Raw genomic sequence first — 15,889 nt, forward strand, 5'->3', positions numbered from 1 at the left:
GATGTTACAGGTTAGCGAACTGAATCAGTACTACGGCGGAAGTCATATTCTGCGCGGGGTGAGCTTTGAGGCGGTCGTCGGGGAGGTTACCTGCCTGCTGGGGCGCAACGGGGTGGGCAAAACCACGCTGCTGAGGTGCCTGATGGGGCTGATCCCGGTGAAAGCCGGGGAGGTGGTCTGGCAGGGAAAGAGCATCACTCACAGTAAACCGCACCAGCGGGTGCAGTCCGGCGTGGCCTATGTTCCGCAGGGGCGGGAGATTTTTCCGCGTCTGACCGTAGAAGAAAACCTGCTGATGGGGCTGTCACGCTTCTCCGCGGGAAACGCAAGGAGCGTACCGGAGGAGATTTGGCAGCTTTTCCCGGTGCTGAGGGAGATGAAGCACCGACGCGGAGGCGATCTTTCCGGTGGTCAGCAGCAGCAGCTGGCGATAGGTCGCGCGCTGGCGAGCCGTCCACGGTTACTGATTCTGGATGAACCCACGGAAGGTATTCAGCCGTCGGTGATTAAAGAGATTGGGCTCGTGATCCGCAGCCTGGCGAACCGGGGGGATATGGCGATCCTGCTGGTGGAGCAGTTTTATGATTTTGCGGCAGAGCTGGCCGACAGCTATCTGGTGATGTCGCGCGGCAGCATCGTCCAGCAGGGACGCGGGCAGAACATGGAGCATGAGGGCGTTCGCGGGTTGGTTGCGATCTGAAATGTTATAATATAACATCCTCATTCTTATAAAACGGAATGAGGATTTTGCTGTGGCTGCACAACTTGCAAAAATTGCGCTGACTCTGGGAACGCTGCTGGTAAGCGGCTCGCTTTTTGCCCATTCGCACGGTCATCAGATGACAGAGGCGGAACAGAAGGCGGCAAACGGCGTCTTTGAGGATAAAGACGTTAGGGACAGGAAGCTGTCTGACTGGGACGGGACCTGGCAGTCCGTTTATCCGTTCCTGCTTGATGGTTCGCTGAATCCGGTTTTCGAAAAGAAAGCGCAGAAGGGAGAAAAATCCGCTGCCGAGGTGAAGGCCTACTACCGTAAGGGGTACGCGACGGACGTGGACGCCATCGGCATTGAAAACAACGTGATGGAATTCCACCGAGGCAAAACGGTGAGCAGCTGCCGCTACGACTACAGCGGCTACAAAATTCTGACCTATGCGTCGGGGAAAAAAGGCGTGCGCTACCTGTTTGAATGCAAGGATAACGCGAGCCAGGCGCCTAAGTTTGTGCAGTTCAGCGACCATATCATCGGGCCGAAAGCCTCTTCACACTTCCATATCTTTATGGGCAACACCTCCCACGAGGCGCTGCTGAAAGAGATGGATAACTGGCCGACCTACTACCCGAATGAGATGTACAAAGAGCAGGTGGTGGAGGAGATGTTGCACCACTAGGCTGTTGGTTTTGCCGGGTGACGGCTTCGCCTTACCCGGCCTGGGATTAGGGTTTTGTCGGTCGGGTAAGCGCAGCGCCACCCGACACGCTATCTTCACTTTTCACGCGCATCCCGCGCAATATCATCAGCCAGGCCGCAATGATGGCGGCCATCATAATGATAAATAATGACCAGTGCGGCAGATGGGTCAGGATGAGCCCGGTGATCATCGGGTTCGCTGCCGCGCCGAGCCAGCCCAGCGCCTGGGCGGAGAAATAGCTCGCCTTCATGCCCGGCGGGGCGATATTGTCGATCAGCATGTATTCACCCGGTGCATAAATAATTTCACCCAGGGTGAAAATCGCCGCCGCGATCCCCCAGTAAATCAGGTTCTCGCCGGAAAGCATAAACCCGCCCAGCCCGAGGATGAAAAAAAGCGTCGCGGCGGTCATTAACGGACGAATATTGCTGGCGGTGATCTTACGTCCAAGCGCGTATTGCAGGGTGACGACCACCGCCGCGTTGACGGGCAGCACAACGGCCACCACCTTTTCTGCAAAATCGCTGTCCGCATGTGCGGCGAGAACATACTGAGAAATGCAGGTGGCGAACGATCCACCCACATACGACGCCAGCAGGCCGGAGAGCGTGTACCAGAACAGCGCCTGGTCTTTCAGCAGCACCGAGGGCTGCCACGGCATTTTCTCCTCAGGGCTGTCTGAGGCTATGCTTTTCTGCACAAAGAAATGGATAAACCCGAGCGGCAGTGCGGCGCAGAAGGCGGCCAGCCAGAACGGCAGTTGCAGGCTGTACATCACCAGCAGGGTGCCGATCGGCGGCCCGATCGTCCAGCCAATGTTCAGGAAACTGTAGTTGAGTGAGAAAACGCGCGCCTTTTCGCTGGAGGTCAGCACGTCGGCAAACCATGCTTTCAGCACCGTTGAGAAGACGGAATAGGCGCAGTTAATCAGGGCAAAGAACAGCACCACCAGCGTCACGTTATTCACCAGCGGAATCGCCACAAACCCGGCGATAAAGGCCACGATGGCGATCAGCATATAGCGTTTTTTGTCGAACTTATCCGCCAGGATGCCAAACCCCAGGCTAAACACCACGCCAATGGTCAACGCCACGGTAAGGGCATAGCCAATATTCTCCACGCTCATATCGTACACGCGTGTGAGATATATGGTCATAAAGGGCAGCGTTGCCCCGCGGCCAATTGTTAATAACAATGACGATGCCAGCAGCGCTGCGGTTGAGCGCCTGATTGATGGTTTCATTTTCCTGCCCGACAAATGCTTATGCTTTTTTTGTTGTGTTATTACAGGATTATCATGGGATCGGCAGCTTGTATAGCACCCAATTTATCCGCAGGTGCTTCACTCCAGTACCAGAATTAATGATCTTCTCGCGGGGCTATTTTTTCTGTTACCTTGAAGTGTTTACAAAATTTTAATAATTCAGGGGCGGAAAATGACGCGGAAAGACGGGCTGTTAGCGTTGCTGGTTGTCGTGGTGTGGGGACTCAATTTTGTGGTCATCAAAATGGGGTTGCACAACATGCCTCCACTGATGCTGGCGGGGCTGCGCTTCCTGCTGGTGGCCTTCCCGGCGCTGCTGTTCGTTGCCCGCCCGAAAATTCCCCTTAAGCTGCTGCTGGGCTACGGCCTTACCATCAGCTTTGGTCAGTTTGCGTTTCTTTTTTGCGCCATCAAATTCGGTATGCCTGCGGGCCTGGCTTCGCTGGTGCTTCAGGTGCAGGCGTTCTTTACCATCATTCTCGGCGCATTTGTCTTCGGCGAACGCTTGCAGGGCAAGCAGCTGGCGGGCATTAGCCTTGCGGTCTTTGGCGTGCTGGTGCTGATTGAAGGCAGCCTCAACGGTCAGCATGTCGCGCTGCTAGGCTTTATGCTCACCCTGGCGGCGGGGCTGAGCTGGGCGTGCGGCAATATCTTTAACAAACTGATAATGCAGCACGAGACGCGTCCGCCGGTGTTATCGCTGGTGGTCTGGAGCGCATTGATCCCAATCGTGCCGTTTATGGCCGCGTCGTTTATTCTGGATGGTCCGCAGGCGATGTTGAAAAGCCTGGTGGAGATCGACCTGACGACCATTTTGTCGCTGATCTACCTGGCGTTAGTCGCCTCAATCATTGGCTATGGTATCTGGGGATCGCTGCTCGGACGCTATGAAACCTGGCGTGTGGCGCCGTTATCGCTGCTGGTACCGGTGGTCGGGCTTGCCAGCGCCGCACTGTTGCTGGATGAAACGCTCAGCGCGCTGCAACTGTGTGGCGCAGGGCTGATTATGGCCGGGCTGTATATCAACGTCTTTGGCTTGCGGGTGCGTCGGGCAACGCGGGTGCGGGGTTAAGGCAGAAAAAAGCCCCGCATTAGCGGGGCAAAAACGAATTACAGGTCGTGGTTGTAATACGGCACGCCTAATTCGTCGGATTTGTCGCTGCCAGCGCCCATGTGATTGAAGTCCCAGGGCGACTGGTTTTGCGTGGACGGCATAATCATGGTGTCACGATTATTTTGCTGCCCCGCATTGGGGGTTTGCTCCGCGAAGCTCTGGCCGGAAACCAGCACCAGCAAGGTGAGGGCGGCGGAGGCGATAAATTTCATGATTTCCTCGGTTACGTCTTAACAGGCGATGATTAACTGCAATGTTTTAGCGGATACAGATAACGGGATTCACCCGGCATACTGGTAATACGGTACTTATGAGGCGGCACGTCAAAGTAGTTCTTGAACGTACGCGTCAGGGTTTGTTGCGATTCAAATCCGTAGCGTTCCGCCAGATAGAGGATCGGCTCATTGCTTTCTTTCAGTTTTTGGGCAATCTCCGTCAGCTTGCGGCTGCGAATATATTGTCCTAATGAATGGCCGGTCTCTTTTTTAAACATCCGTTGCAGGTGCCATTTTGAGTAACCTGAACGCTCAGACACTTTCTCAAGAGAGAGTGGAGATTCCAGGTTATCTTCGATCCAGTCCAAAATGCTATGAATGGTGATAGCGTCAGTATTGCGTCTGGACATCGTCATACCTCTTTTTCTGTTTACGGCAGGATTTTCTTGAGTAAGAGCTCAAGCGTTGCCACTTCATCTGCCGATAAGTTTTTTGTCAGTTCCTGGTGCAGTGTTTGTCCTACTAATTGATGACATTGCTCACACATGGCCGCGCCATCGCTGGTCAGTTTCACCAGTACGCCACGTTTGTCATTCGGGTTAGGGCTTCGTTCTATCCATCCTTTACAGACGAGACGATCCAGCATGCGGGTTAACGCACCCAGATCGACAGAGAGCACCTTTTTCAGCTCAACCGGCGTGATACACACTTCGCAGCGAATGGAACACAGCACTTTGAACTGTGTTGCGGTGATATCCAGCGGTGACAGATAGTCATTGAGCAGGCGATCTTTTTTCTGGTTAACCATATGAATAAGACGACCCAGTGGGATTATGTCGTTAAAGAGGTCACTGGTGCTTTTCACAATGGTTGCCCTGGCAAGTAGTTTAGTCACGGCAGATATTATTGCTCAGGCAAGTATAAGTCAACTGAATGAATCGGCCGATGCCACGAAATGCTAAAACGCTTCAGGAACTTATTCTGTACGCTTTTAAATCATACGGATAATCTGGGGTTATCAATTACGCGAGACAATTATGGTTACGCTGCGTGGATGGCTCCGGACGAGGATTTGCCCCTATAATTGCGATGTTGAATAAGGATAAGGACTGCGGTGCATTATGTTGGATTTGATTAAAGCAGTGGGGCTTGGGCTGGTGGTGTTGCTGCCGCTGGCGAACCCGTTAACGACGGTGGCGCTTTTTCTGGGGCTGGCGGGGAACATGAACAGCGTAGAGCGCAATCAGCAGTCGATGATGGCCTCTGTCTATGTCTTTGCCATAATGATGGTGGCTTATTACGCCGGGCAACTGGTGATGAATACATTTGGTATTTCGATTCCCGGTCTGCGTATTGCTGGCGGGCTGATTGTGGCCTTTATTGGTTTCCGGATGCTGTTCCCGGCGCACAAAGCGCACGAATCCCTGGAAGCCAAAAGCAAATCGGAGGAGCTTGAAAGCGAACCGAGCGCCAACATCGCGTTTGTGCCGTTAGCCATGCCGAGCACGGCGGGGCCGGGGACGATTGCGATGATCATCAGTTCCGCCTCAACGGTGCGTGATGGGTCGACATTCCCGCACTGGGTTATCACCGTTGCGCCGCCGATCATTTTTGCGCTTATCGCTATTATCGTCTGGGGGTCATTGCGCAGCTCCGGGGCGATTATGCGCTGGGTGGGCAAGGGGGGGATTGAGGCTATCTCCCGTCTGATGGGCTTCCTGCTGGTCTGTATGGGCGTGCAGTTTATTATTAACGGCGTGCTGGAGATTGTTAAGACGTATCATTGAGAACGTTGCCGGGTGGCGGCTTCGCCTTACCCGGCCTACTCGCAATGGATATAATTCTTATGAATATAAAGCGATGCGTCTTCTGCAACCACTCCTCTGGCAACGAGAATCGGTATCTATGATTGTCAGACCAAAATGACAGATGAAAGATTCCGTTATCTTGGCGGTGATGAAGAACACGGATATTAATGCTTCGTAGGCCGGGTAAGGCGAAGCCGCCACCCGGCATAACAAACGTCAACCGTGGCTGGACTGTTCTTCCATCGCGACCGGCCATTTACGGAAGATAAGCACCGACCAGATCAGCGCGATCAGCGCCGGAATCGCCCCGAGATAACCAATGGCCGACATCGATACATGCAGGCTGATCTGATTTCCCACCAGCGCACCGGCTCCAATCCCCAGATTAAAAATCCCGGAGAAGAGCGACATCGCTACGTCCGTGGCGTCCGGGGCCAGCGCCAGCACTTTGACCTGCATTCCCAGACCAATAATCATGATTGCCACGCCCCAGAACAGACTGAGGATCGCCAGATGACTCTCGCTGCCTGCCGCAGGCATCAGTAACAGCAGGCATGCCAGCAGCAGACCAATCGCACTGCTTACCAGCGCAGACGCGTGCTGATTGCCCAGCTTACCGAACAGGATGCTGCCGATAATTCCCGCGCCGCCCAGGATCAGCAGCAGAACGGTGGCGAAGTTAGCGCTAAAGCCCGCCACAACCTGAACAAACGGCTCAATATAGCTGTAGGCCGTGTAATGGGCGGTCACCACAATCACGGTCAGCAGATAGATGCTCATCAGCGCCGGTCGACGCATCAGCAGCGGCAGACTTTTCAGCGAGCCGGAGTGTTCGCTGGGCAGTTTTGGTAGCAGTTTGATCAGACACACCAGGGTGATCAGCGCCCCCATGCCGATGGCAAAGAAGGTGGTGCGCCAGCCGAAGTATTGTCCCACAATGCGCCCGATCGGCAGGCCTAACACCATCGCCAGCGCCGTTCCGGTGGCAATCAGGCTCAGCGCCTGGGCGCGTTTTCCCGCCGGAGCCAGACGAATGGCGAGCGACGCGGTGATCGACCAGAAAACGGCATGGGCAAACGCGATGCCGACGCGGCTGATGACCAGCACGGTAAAGTTCCATGCCATAAATGACAGCACATGGCTGGCAATGAACACCACAAACAGCCCAATCAGCAGCTTACGACGTTCCATCTGGCTGGTCAGCAGCATAAACGGCAGCGACATCAGCGCCACCACCCATGCATAGATGGTTAACATAATGCCAACCTGTGCCGTTTCCATATGGAAGCTGGCGGCGATGTCGGACAGCAGCCCTACCGGAACAAATTCCGTGGTGTTGAAAATAAACGCTGCGATGGCGAGCGTGACCACGCGTAGCCACGCGACCCTGCGGGAAACCGTGTGTGTTGTCATAGGGATATCTGGGATTCGTTGCCTGAAAGATGAGGAGACGATCTTAAAGCCTTAAACGGCGAAAACTCAACCGTTATGTGATATGAATCACAAGATTTACCTTCATGCGGCGGTAGCGAACGGGGTTGTTTTCATCGAAGATAAAGAACAACACAACAAAAACAGGCGGTAACTCAATGCAGGAAATTGATTTTTATCTGGTAGATGCCTTCAGCGACAGGGCGTTCGGCGGCAATGCGGCGGCGGTGTGTCCGTTGGAAGCGTGGCTGCCGGATGAGACGCTGCTGAAGATGGCGAAGCAGCATAATCAGTCAGAGACGGCGTTCTTTGTCCGAACGGATAACGGGTTTGAACTGCGCTGGTTTACCACGCAGGATGAAATTAACCTCTGCGGCCACGCAACCCTCGCGGCTTCTCACGTTATTTTCGAATACCTGGATTATCCGCATACGGAAATCACCTTCACCACGCGCTTTGTCGGCGATCTGACGATACAACGCAGCGGCGACTGGCTGACGCTTAATTTCCCGGCGTGGTCAACCGAGGTGGTCGATACTCCCCCCGCAGTGCTGTTCAGCGCGCTGGGCATTAACGCGGCAAAAGAGGTGCGTGTGGGGCGTGATTACCTGGTAGTGCTCGACAGCCAGCGGCAGGTGGAGGCGCTGACGCCGGATATCGCGGCCATGCTCCCGCTCGGGAAAATGGTCTGCGTTACGGCGCCGGGGGATGAGTATGATTTCGTCAGCCGCTTCTTCTGCCCGGGGGAAGGGGTGCCGGAGGATCCGGTGACGGGATCAGCTCACAGCATGCTGATCCCGTACTGGAGCGAAAAGCTCGGAAAAACGCAGATGTCGGCCCGCCAGGTCTCCTTGCGCGGCGGGGATCTGCGCTGCGAGCTGAAAGGCGACCGCGTGCTGATTGGCGGGCAGGCCACACTGTATATGAAGGGGAAAATCTTCCTTCGACTCCAGGATTACGGTCATCATTAAAAACTATGACGCCGGAATACAGGGCGGGCGGTATGTTGAACGAAAACGACAAGGAGCCTGCCATGTATTCTATTACCGTTGAATCCGCCCATCATCCAGATATTCTCGCCCTGATTACGGCGCTGGACCGTTATCAAAGCGTTCTCTATCCCGCGGAAAGTAATCATCTGCTGGATTTAACCGAACTGCCGGACGACTCGCTGATCCTGATGATTATTCGTGACACTCAGCTTAACGCCGTCGGGTGTGGCGCTGTCGTTTTGAACGGGGACGGGACCGGGGAAATGAAACGGGTCTATATTGACCCAACCCATCGCGGGCAACGGCTGGGTGATAAATTACTGGCGGCGCTGGAAGATGAAGCCCTCAGCCGCTGCTGCCACACCGTCCGGCTGGAGACGGGGATCAAACAACACGCCGCCATTCGTCTGTATCAACAGTGTGGATACGTACGGCGCGCCGCGTTTGCCCCCTACAACGAGGATCCGCTGAGCCTGTTTATGGAGAAGACGCTGGTGGCTGACGTTCGTTTAGCAGCCCTATAAACGCCTCAAGCTGGCGGGTCATCGCCCCGCGTCGCCACACCAGCCAGGTGGTGAGCCAGCGCCAGTTTTCCGCCAGCGGCCACGCCGCCACCTGATGATGGCCCGGCATGCTCTCCAGCATTGAGCGGGGCATCAGCGCAATGCCTGCCCCGGCAATCACACAGGCGAGCATCCCGTGATAGGACTCCATCTCATGGATCCTTCCCGGCGTTACGCGGTCGGCATGGAACCAGCTCTCCAGATGACGCCGGTAAGAACAGTTGGCGCGAAAGGCATACACGTCGCTGCCGCTCACCTGCGTGGCTTTTGATACTTCTACGTGACCCGCAGGGGTGACCAGCATCATCTCTTCCCGGTAAACCGGCATCCCTTCCAGTTCCGGGTGCGAGAGCGGCCCGTCGACAAAGGCAGCGCTGAGCGTCCCCTCAAGCACGCCGTCAATCATCGTACCGGAAGGCCCGGTGGATAACGCAAACTGAATGCGCGGATAGCGCTGGTTAAACCGCGCCAGACTTTCCGGAATGCGTACGGCGGCGGTACTTTCCAGCGCGCCGAGCGAGAATAATCCCTGCGGTTCATCCCCGGCGACGACCATTCGCGCTTCGTCAACCAGCGCCAGGATCTGCTTGCTGTAGCGCAAAAAATTGTGCCCGGCGGGGGAAAGCCGCAGGCGCTGATTCTCGCGAATAAACAGTTCCACGCCGAGATCCGCTTCTAGCTGTCGGATGCGGGTGGTGAGGTTTGACGGCACCCGGTGTACCTTCTGCGCCGCCTGGGTAATGCTGCCGGTCAGTGCGACGGCGTTAAACATCTCAAGCTGAGTTAAGTCCATACCGTTCTCGATTTGTGAATAAGGTGGTGAGTATTATTCATTTTTAAGAAATAGCAGAGTAGGCCACAATCAATCAACTGTTATTACGTGGAGAACATCATGACTTATTCATCTGCTACCCATGCCCACTCTGTCAACCCGGCTACCGGCGAAACGCTGGCTGCTTACCCGTGGGCAACGTCCGGTGACGTTGAGCGTGCCATTGCGCAGGCGGATACCGGTTTTCGTCAGTGGCGACGCGAAAGCGTGGCGCACCGGGCGCAAAAACTTCGCGAACTGGGTACGGCGCTGCGTAGTCGTGCGGAAGAGATGGCGCAGACTATCTCCCGGGAGATGGGCAAGCCCATTATGCAGGCGCGTGCGGAGGTGGCTAAGTCCGCAAGCCTTTGCGACTGGTACGCTGAACACGGCCCGGCGATGCTGCATCCGGAATCTACCCAGGTCGAAAATGCGGTGATTGAGTACCGCCCGCTTGGGCCCGTTCTGGCGGTGATGCCGTGGAACTTTCCGCTCTGGCAGGTGCTGCGCGGTGCGGTGCCGATCCTGCTGGCAGGGAACAGCTATCTGCTTAAACATGCGCCTAATGTGCTCGGCTCGGCGGAGCTGATCGGGAAGTTGTTCGCGGATGCCGGTTTCCCGGAGGGGGTCTTTGGCTGGGTGAACGCGACGAATGACGGCGTCAGCCAGGCGATTAACGATCGTCGTATCGCGGCGGTGACCGTAACCGGCAGCGTTCGGGCTGGTGCGGCGATTGGCGCGCAGGCGGGCGCGGCGCTGAAGAAATGTGTGCTGGAGCTGGGCGGTTCCGATCCGTTTATCGTTCTGAACGATGCCGATCTGGATCTGGCTGTCAACGCGGCGGTGGCCGGACGTTATCAGAATACCGGGCAGGTTTGCGCGGCGGCGAAACGCTTTATTGTGGAAGCGGGTGTGGCGGACGCCTTTACCCAACGCTTTGTTGACGCGGTCAAGGCGCTGAAGATGGGCGCACCGGATGAGGAAGATAACTATATTGGCCCGATGGCGCGATTTGATCTTCGCGATGAACTGCATCAGCAGGTGCAGGCTACGCTGGCGGAAGGAGCGACCCTGCTGCTGGGCGGAGAGAAGATGTCCGGGACCGGTAACTATTATGCCCCAACCGTACTCGGCGGCGTCACCCCACAGATGACGGCCTTCCGTCAGGAGCTGTTTGGTCCGGTGGCGGCAATTACCGTTGCGAACGATGCGGCGCATGCGTTGCAGCTGGCTAACGACAGCGATTTTGGCTTATCGGCGACGGTCTTTACCGCGAACGATGCGCTGGCTGAAACCTTTGCGCGCGAGCTGGAGTGCGGCGGGGTCTTTATCAACGGCTACAGCGCCAGCGATGCGCGCGTCGCGTTTGGCGGGGTGAAGAAGAGCGGCTTCGGGCGAGAGCTTTCTCATTTCGGTCTGCACGAGTTCTGTAATGTGCAGACCGTGTGGAAGGATCGCGTCTAGTCTTGTTGCCGGGTAAGGCCAGGCCGCTACCCGGCAATTCACGTTTCCTGTCATTTTTACGTAATGGTTCTGTCATTTTCGTTTCGTAGACTCGCTCGCGCCTAACGTATTGTTACAGAAGAAAATCATGAACCTAACGCAAATTTTTCGCCGTCTTGCGCCGCGCTTTATCCCTCGTCAGTTTGGCCTGCTGACCGGCATCTTTTGTATTATTGGCCTTTTCTCCGCCCTGCAACTCTCTTCATCCTTCCTGCTGACCGCCTCCCTCAAAGAAGCCCAGCGTAACGAACAGCGCAATCAGCTGGCCTGGCAGCAGCAAAGCAGGCTGGATCAGGCCCGTATTTCTCTGCTGGCGGCCAGCGATCTGCTCAACCGCTCCGGCGTGTACTTTATGCAGGATAAAGAGACCGGCTCGGAAGGGAGCTGGCATAGCCTGATGGACGAGGCGCAAAAATCCCTGGCGACGTCACAGCAGGCATGGCAGGCCTGGCTCGCGCTTAACCCGCCGAAAGACGACGGGCTGGTTAACAGCTATCAGCTGTTTTTCGACGCCATCCGAGAGCAGGCGGAGGGGTTGGTGAAAACCAACAGCATCGACCTCTTTTTCGCCGTACCTGCCCAGGCGTTTCAGACCGATTTTAATGACAACTTCGCACGCTATCAGCAACGGAGTGAGAAGCAGGCGATACAGGGGCGTCAGTCGCTCATGGAACAACTCTCAGGCCTGCAACGGCTGTTCCTGTTTGCGCCGCTGGTGCTGCTGACCATTGCCATAGCCGTCTGGCTCGGAATGGCGAAGTGGGTGATATCCCCGCTACGCCGTCTGATTATCCATATTAACCAGCTTGCGGCAGGGGATTTGTCAGGCACGCCGCCTGACGTTGTGCGCTTTAACCGTGAAATCAGCCAGCTCAGCGGCAGTATTACCGCCATGCAGCGCGGGCTACAGCAGCTGGTGACCCAGGTCAGCGAGGCCACTACCTCCATGGTTGAAAATATCGGATCGCTTGCGCAGGGAAATCAGAAGCTTTATCAGCAGTCAACGCGACAGGCCAAAGAGCTGGAGGAGGTGACCGCACACATCGCCGATCTCGAAACCCACGTTGAGGGGAACACGGGTTATGCTAAACTCGCCCGCTCGCGCGCGGATGAAGCCCGACAGGCTGCCGCTGGTGGGGAGCAAATGATGTCAGCGGTGAATGGCTCGATGCAGACGATCGTCGACCGATCCTCAGAGATGCGCGGGATCGTCGCGATGATCGACAGCGTGGCGTTTCAGACCAACATTCTCGCCCTCAATGCTGCCATTGAAGCCGCCCATGCCGGGGAGCAGGGGCGCGGGTTTGCAGTGGTTGCCCGGGAAGTGGGGCTGTTGGCCAGAAAAAGCAGTCACTCTACGCAAACCATCCAGGCGCTAATTAACCACTCGCTACAGGGCATTGAAGAAGGTTCTCAGGTGGTAAACCGTCTGGAAGAGAATTTGCAACAGGTCACCGGGCTGGTGGCGAATCTGAGCAGCCTGCTGAATGATATTTCGCTGGCTACCCTGAATCAGGGGGACAGCATTCATCAGATGACCCGTCAGCTTCAGGCGCTGAATCAGGTATCGCGTCGGACCGATGTGCTGGTTAGCGAAGCGTCAAATGCCTCTGAGCGCCTGCATCAGCAGTCCGATCTTTTGTTGCAGGCCGTCTCGCGTTTCCGTCTCCCTGCCTGACGTGACGTATAAGCCTCTGTTATACTCGCTGCCCGTTTTAGCCTGAGGGCAAGGAGCAAAGTGTGGCTGCGGTCATCCATAATGAGATGCTGGACGAGATTCTGGCGCAGGTTCGTCCGTTACTGGGGCAGGGTAAGGTTGCCGATTACATTCCCGCGCTGGCCTCGATCAGCGGTAATAAGCTCGGCATTGCCATTTGTACTGTCGACGGTCAGCGTTTTCAGGCGGGAGACGCGCTGGAGCGCTTTTCGATTCAGTCGATCTCAAAAGTGCTTAGCCTCGTTGCCGCCATGCGCCAGTATGACGAGCAGGAGATCTGGCAGCGGGTGGGCAAAGATCCGTCCGGTCAGCCGTTCAACTCCCTTCTCCAGCTGGAAATCGAACAGGGTAAGCCGCGTAACCCGTTTATTAACGCCGGGGCGCTGGTGGTGTGCGACATGCTGCAAAGCCGGCTGAGCGCGCCGCGCCAGCGGATGCTCCAGATTGTGCGGCAGCTTTCCGGCGTGCAGGACATCGCCTACGATCCGGTGGTAGCGCGCTCTGAGTTTGAACACTCGGCACGTAATGCCGCCATCGCCTGGCTGATGAAGTCCTTCGGCAACTTTCATAATGACGTTGCCACGGTGCTGCAAAACTATTTTCATTACTGCGCGCTGAAGATGAACTGCGTCGAACTGGCGCAGACTTTTCTGTTTCTGGCGCATCAGGGCCATGCCCCGCATCTGGGCGAGGACGTTGTCTCCCCGATGCAGGCCCGGCAGATCAACGCCTTAATGGCAACCAGCGGAATGTATCAGAATGCCGGGGAGTTTGCCTGGCGCGTGGGGCTGCCGGCTAAATCCGGCGTTGGCGGTGGGGTCGTGGCGATTGTCCCCCACGAGATGGCGATTGCCGTCTGGAGCCCGGAACTGGACGAGACCGGAAATTCACTGGCGGGCGTGGCGGCGCTGGAACAGCTGACCAAACGCCTTGGACGGTCCGTATACTGATGTCCACGTTAGATCCTCTCTTCGCGCGCCTGGCTCGCTCCACGTTTCGTTCACGATTTCATTTAGGGACGAAAGAGCGGCAATACTGCTGGGATAAGGGCGCGGAGACTATCGATAAGCATGCCGCCGATTTTGTCGCCGCGCGGCTGGCGCCTGCACACCCGGTGAATGACGGTAAGCAGACGCCGATGCGCGGCCATCCGGTTTTTATCGCCCAGCATGCCACGGCAACCTGCTGTCGAGGCTGTCTGGCTAAGTGGCACGCTATCCCGCAGGGCGTGCCGCTGAGTGCGCAGCAACAACAGTATATCGTCAACGTAATCCATCATTGGCTGGTCATTGAGGTAAATCGTGCCTCCTGAACTGACAATGTCTCTGTTTAAGCTACGCTTTTACTAATGCTCAGCGTCAGGAGACGTTATGAAGGCACCTCAAATTCCCGTTAATGAAGCGGAGCGCATGAATGCTCTGCGCGAGTCCGGTCTGCTTGAGATCGACAATTACCCCGCGTTTGATCGTCTTACGCGGCTGGCAACACGCTTTTTCAGGGTGCCGCTGGCGATGATAACGCTGGTGGATGAACACGCCGCGATCGTGAAGTCTGCCGACGGCCAGGTACCCGCCACCCAGCCTCGCGATCTCTCGTTTTGTGGTCATACGATACTGGGTGACGCGCCGCTGGTGGTGAGTGACACGCTGCTGGACGAACGCTTTGCGGATAATCCGCAGGTGGTGGGAGACCCGGGCGTGCGCTTTTACGCCGGTTTCCCGCTGCGTTTACGTGACGGGGCATGCGTGGGATCGTTGTGTCTCATTGATTACGCGCCTCGTGAGTTTACCGCGGCGGATGCCGCCGTACTGGCCGATCTCAGCGCGCTGGCAGAGGATGAATTTGCGGCTGTTAGCGCGGCCACAACCGATGAACTCACGGGGCTGTTTAACCGTCGCGGGTTTAACCAGTTTGCGCAGTTTGCACTGTCGGTTTCGCAGCGTCGGGCAGAACCGTTAACCCTTGGCTGGCTGGATCTGGACCATTTCAAAACCATTAACGATCGCTTCGGGCATCAGGAGGGTGACAAAGCTCTGAAAGCGATGGCCGCCCTGATGCGTTCCTCGTTCCGCGAGGCCGATCTGCTGGTACGTTTCGGGGGAGATGAGTTCGCGGTGCTGTTTGCGGATACCGATGAACCTGGCGCCTGGATCGCCATGCAGTATCTCGTCGAACAAACGGAAAAGTATAACGCGCGTCAGCTGCATCCCTGGTCGTTACAGTTCTCCTGGGGGCTGAGCGAGTTCGATCATCACCGCAACGATATGCAGGCATGGCTAAAACACGCGGATGCGCAAATGTACGCCATGAAGCGGCAACACCACGGCGAGAAATGACATAACGAAATCCTATGTCATCACTTATTGCGTTACAAATATGTTAATAGCAAAGTGGAGAGCTTCAACCTAAGGACGCGCAATGAACTCTCCCATGCTGATTAAACCTCTCTCCCGGCAGGACATCCTCACCCACATTGATGCCCTCAACGATATTCTCGTCAACTGTGTCAACGGCGGCGCCTCCGTCAGCTTTATGCTGCCTTTTTCTGGCGGGAAAGCCCAAACCTTCTGGCTCGGCGTCGCAGACAGCGTCGGGCGCGACGAGCGTACCGTCCTGGGTTGTTTTGATGCGGAGCAGGGGCTGGTTGGCACGGTCCAGCTGATCACCGATCAGCCTGAAAACCAGCCGCACCGGGCAGATGTCGCGAAACTGCTGGTTCATGAGAAAGCGCGCCGTAAAGGGGCGGCAATGGCGCTGATGGAAGCCCTGGAGGCGGTTGCACGTGAAAAAGCGCTTACGGTGCTGGTGCTTGATACCTCAACTGGCAGCGGCGCGGAAACGTTTTACCAACGTGCGGGCTGGCAAAAGGCGGGGGAGATCCCACGCTACGCCCTGATGCCGAACGGGGACATGACGGCGACCTCGGTGTTCTATAAATTTCTGTGATTATTTTTCACCATCGCATCCTGAGTTGATCCAGACAGGGGTTATGGTCCTGAAGTTTTGATAAGTTATCACACCAATCTTATCAGGCTGTATGACTAATCATAAAGGACCTC

18 protein-coding genes are annotated in these 15,889 nt (G+C 56.2%); 12 read left to right on the forward strand and 6 right to left on the reverse strand.

Annotated elements, in window-relative coordinates; translation table 11 throughout:
• The first annotated feature begins 1 nt into the window (after window position 1).
• A complete protein-coding gene (urtE, locus tag RS584_RS10480) occupies window positions 2-700 on the forward strand; it encodes an urea ABC transporter ATP-binding subunit UrtE (protein WP_315749688.1) in 699 nt (232 codons plus the stop codon).
• A 52-nt stretch (window positions 701-752) separates the two neighbouring features.
• Window positions 753-1,391 carry a metal-binding protein ZinT gene (zinT, locus tag RS584_RS10485; protein ID WP_315749690.1) on the forward strand — a complete coding sequence of 213 codons (639 nt, stop codon included), beginning with the start codon at window positions 753-755 and terminating at the stop codon, window positions 1,389-1,391.
• Between the two features lie 46 nt (window positions 1,392-1,437).
• Here zinT and ydeE read toward each other — a convergent pair whose 3' ends face one another.
• The gene (ydeE, locus tag RS584_RS10490) at window positions 1,438-2,655 is read right to left on the reverse strand and encodes an efflux MFS transporter YdeE (protein WP_315749692.1); all 1,218 of its coding nucleotides are present in this window, start codon (window positions 2,653-2,655) and stop codon (window positions 1,438-1,440) included.
• 193 nt (window positions 2,656-2,848) lie between these two features.
• Between ydeE and eamA the strand changes: the two genes are divergently transcribed.
• Entirely contained in the window at window positions 2,849-3,748 is a 900-nt protein-coding gene (eamA, locus tag RS584_RS10495; protein WP_017693436.1) for an O-acetylserine/cysteine exporter, read from the forward strand.
• 38 nt (window positions 3,749-3,786) lie between these two features.
• Here the strand turns inward: eamA and marB are convergent, their stop codons facing one another.
• The 3 genes from marB to marR are packed head-to-tail and all read right to left on the reverse strand — an operon-like array spanning window position 3,787 to window position 4,870.
• Entirely contained in the window at window positions 3,787-4,002 is a 216-nt protein-coding gene (gene marB / locus RS584_RS10500; RefSeq protein ID WP_015570538.1) for a multiple antibiotic resistance protein MarB, read from the reverse strand.
• Between the two features lie 32 nt (window positions 4,003-4,034).
• The gene (marA, locus tag RS584_RS10505) at window positions 4,035-4,415 is read right to left on the reverse strand and encodes an MDR efflux pump AcrAB transcriptional activator MarA (protein ID WP_001303241.1); all 381 of its coding nucleotides are present in this window, start codon (window positions 4,413-4,415) and stop codon (window positions 4,035-4,037) included.
• A 20-nt stretch (window positions 4,416-4,435) separates the two neighbouring features.
• Window positions 4,436-4,870, reverse strand: a complete 435-nt coding sequence (marR, locus tag RS584_RS10510) for a multiple antibiotic resistance transcriptional regulator MarR (protein ID WP_017383983.1) — start codon at window positions 4,868-4,870, stop codon at window positions 4,436-4,438.
• Window positions 4,871-5,126: 256 nt separating this feature from the next.
• On the opposite strand from marR, the gene RS584_RS10515 reads away from it, so the two are divergent.
• Window positions 5,127-5,792, forward strand: a complete 666-nt coding sequence (locus tag RS584_RS10515) for a MarC family NAAT transporter (protein WP_058700939.1) — start codon at window positions 5,127-5,129, stop codon at window positions 5,790-5,792.
• Window positions 5,793-6,029: 237 nt separating this feature from the next.
• Here RS584_RS10515 and RS584_RS10520 read toward each other — a convergent pair whose 3' ends face one another.
• On the reverse strand, window positions 6,030-7,226 hold the full coding sequence (locus RS584_RS10520) for a sugar transporter (RefSeq protein ID WP_017693434.1): 1,197 nt from the start codon (window positions 7,224-7,226) through the stop codon (window positions 6,030-6,032).
• Between the two features lie 176 nt (window positions 7,227-7,402).
• Here RS584_RS10520 and RS584_RS10525 point away from each other — a divergent pair, with 176 nt between their 5' ends.
• Window positions 7,403-8,215, forward strand: a complete 813-nt coding sequence (locus tag RS584_RS10525) for a PhzF family phenazine biosynthesis protein (RefSeq protein ID WP_315749697.1) — start codon at window positions 7,403-7,405, stop codon at window positions 8,213-8,215.
• A gap of 62 nt (window positions 8,216-8,277) precedes the next feature.
• On the forward strand, window positions 8,278-8,760 hold the full coding sequence (locus RS584_RS10530) for a GNAT family N-acetyltransferase (RefSeq protein ID WP_315749699.1): 483 nt from the start codon (window positions 8,278-8,280) through the stop codon (window positions 8,758-8,760).
• Here RS584_RS10530 and ptrR read toward each other — a convergent pair.
• Window positions 8,714-9,592, reverse strand: coding sequence for a putrescine utilization regulator PtrR (ptrR, locus tag RS584_RS10535; protein ID WP_315749701.1), 879 nt, complete (start codon window positions 9,590-9,592; stop codon window positions 8,714-8,716). The genes RS584_RS10530 and ptrR overlap by 47 nt on opposite strands.
• Window positions 9,593-9,691: 99 nt before the next feature.
• Here ptrR and sad point away from each other — a divergent pair, with 99 nt between their 5' ends.
• The 6 genes from sad (at window position 9,692) to RS584_RS10565 (ending at window position 15,776) form a co-directional block, all read left to right on the forward strand.
• Window positions 9,692-11,074 carry a succinate-semialdehyde dehydrogenase gene (gene sad, locus RS584_RS10540; protein WP_315749703.1) on the forward strand — a complete coding sequence of 461 codons (1,383 nt, stop codon included), beginning with the start codon at window positions 9,692-9,694 and terminating at the stop codon, window positions 11,072-11,074.
• A 127-nt stretch (window positions 11,075-11,201) separates the two neighbouring features.
• On the forward strand, window positions 11,202-12,791 hold the full coding sequence (locus RS584_RS10545) for a methyl-accepting chemotaxis protein (RefSeq protein ID WP_315749705.1): 1,590 nt from the start codon (window positions 11,202-11,204) through the stop codon (window positions 12,789-12,791).
• An 86-nt stretch (window positions 12,792-12,877) separates the two neighbouring features.
• Window positions 12,878-13,780, forward strand: a complete 903-nt coding sequence (glsB, locus tag RS584_RS10550) for a glutaminase B (protein ID WP_015570529.1) — start codon at window positions 12,878-12,880, stop codon at window positions 13,778-13,780.
• Window positions 13,780-14,142 carry a DUF4186 domain-containing protein gene (locus tag RS584_RS10555; protein ID WP_003857163.1) on the forward strand — a complete coding sequence of 121 codons (363 nt, stop codon included), beginning with the start codon at window positions 13,780-13,782 and terminating at the stop codon, window positions 14,140-14,142. Before glsB ends, RS584_RS10555 begins: the two co-directional genes overlap by 1 nt.
• A gap of 58 nt (window positions 14,143-14,200) precedes the next feature.
• The gene (locus RS584_RS10560; RefSeq protein WP_032669890.1) at window positions 14,201-15,166 is read left to right on the forward strand and encodes a sensor domain-containing diguanylate cyclase; all 966 of its coding nucleotides are present in this window, start codon (window positions 14,201-14,203) and stop codon (window positions 15,164-15,166) included.
• Window positions 15,167-15,248: 82 nt separating this feature from the next.
• On the forward strand, window positions 15,249-15,776 hold the full coding sequence (locus RS584_RS10565; RefSeq protein ID WP_315749707.1) for a GNAT family N-acetyltransferase: 528 nt from the start codon (window positions 15,249-15,251) through the stop codon (window positions 15,774-15,776).
• Window positions 15,777-15,889: the final 113 nt, after the last annotated feature.

This window comes from Enterobacter sp. DTU_2021_1002640_1_SI_PRY_ASU_LCPMC_013, assembly GCF_032389435.1.
Classification (GTDB): Bacteria; Pseudomonadota; Gammaproteobacteria; order Enterobacterales; family Enterobacteriaceae; genus Enterobacter; species Enterobacter hormaechei_C.

What these genes read in the sequence shown, in the direction of transcription:
- urtE (WP_315749688.1), top strand. Translation starts at nt 2, where the DNA reads ATGTTACAGGTTAGCGAACTGAATCAGTACTACGGCGGAAGTCATATT.
- ydeE (WP_315749692.1), bottom strand. Translation starts at nt 2,655, where the DNA reads ATGAAACCATCAATCAGGCGCTCAACCGCAGCGCTGCTGGCATCGTCA.
- eamA (WP_017693436.1), top strand. Translation starts at nt 2,849, where the DNA reads ATGACGCGGAAAGACGGGCTGTTAGCGTTGCTGGTTGTCGTGGTGTGG.
- marB (WP_015570538.1), bottom strand. Translation starts at nt 4,002, where the DNA reads ATGAAATTTATCGCCTCCGCCGCCCTCACCTTGCTGGTGCTGGTTTCC.
- marA (WP_001303241.1), bottom strand. Translation starts at nt 4,415, where the DNA reads ATGTCCAGACGCAATACTGACGCTATCACCATTCATAGCATTTTGGAC.
- RS584_RS10515 (WP_058700939.1), top strand. Translation starts at nt 5,127, where the DNA reads ATGTTGGATTTGATTAAAGCAGTGGGGCTTGGGCTGGTGGTGTTGCTG.
- RS584_RS10520 (WP_017693434.1), bottom strand. Translation starts at nt 7,226, where the DNA reads ATGACAACACACACGGTTTCCCGCAGGGTCGCGTGGCTACGCGTGGTC.
- RS584_RS10525 (WP_315749697.1), top strand. Translation starts at nt 7,403, where the DNA reads ATGCAGGAAATTGATTTTTATCTGGTAGATGCCTTCAGCGACAGGGCG.
- RS584_RS10530 (WP_315749699.1), top strand. Translation starts at nt 8,278, where the DNA reads ATGTATTCTATTACCGTTGAATCCGCCCATCATCCAGATATTCTCGCC.
- ptrR (WP_315749701.1), bottom strand. Translation starts at nt 9,592, where the DNA reads ATGGACTTAACTCAGCTTGAGATGTTTAACGCCGTCGCACTGACCGGC.
- sad (WP_315749703.1), top strand. Translation starts at nt 9,692, where the DNA reads ATGACTTATTCATCTGCTACCCATGCCCACTCTGTCAACCCGGCTACC.
- RS584_RS10545 (WP_315749705.1), top strand. Translation starts at nt 11,202, where the DNA reads ATGAACCTAACGCAAATTTTTCGCCGTCTTGCGCCGCGCTTTATCCCT.
- glsB (WP_015570529.1), top strand. Translation starts at nt 12,878, where the DNA reads ATGCTGGACGAGATTCTGGCGCAGGTTCGTCCGTTACTGGGGCAGGGT.
- RS584_RS10555 (WP_003857163.1), top strand. Translation starts at nt 13,780, where the DNA reads ATGTCCACGTTAGATCCTCTCTTCGCGCGCCTGGCTCGCTCCACGTTT.
- RS584_RS10560 (WP_032669890.1), top strand. Translation starts at nt 14,201, where the DNA reads ATGAAGGCACCTCAAATTCCCGTTAATGAAGCGGAGCGCATGAATGCT.
- RS584_RS10565 (WP_315749707.1), top strand. Translation starts at nt 15,249, where the DNA reads ATGAACTCTCCCATGCTGATTAAACCTCTCTCCCGGCAGGACATCCTC.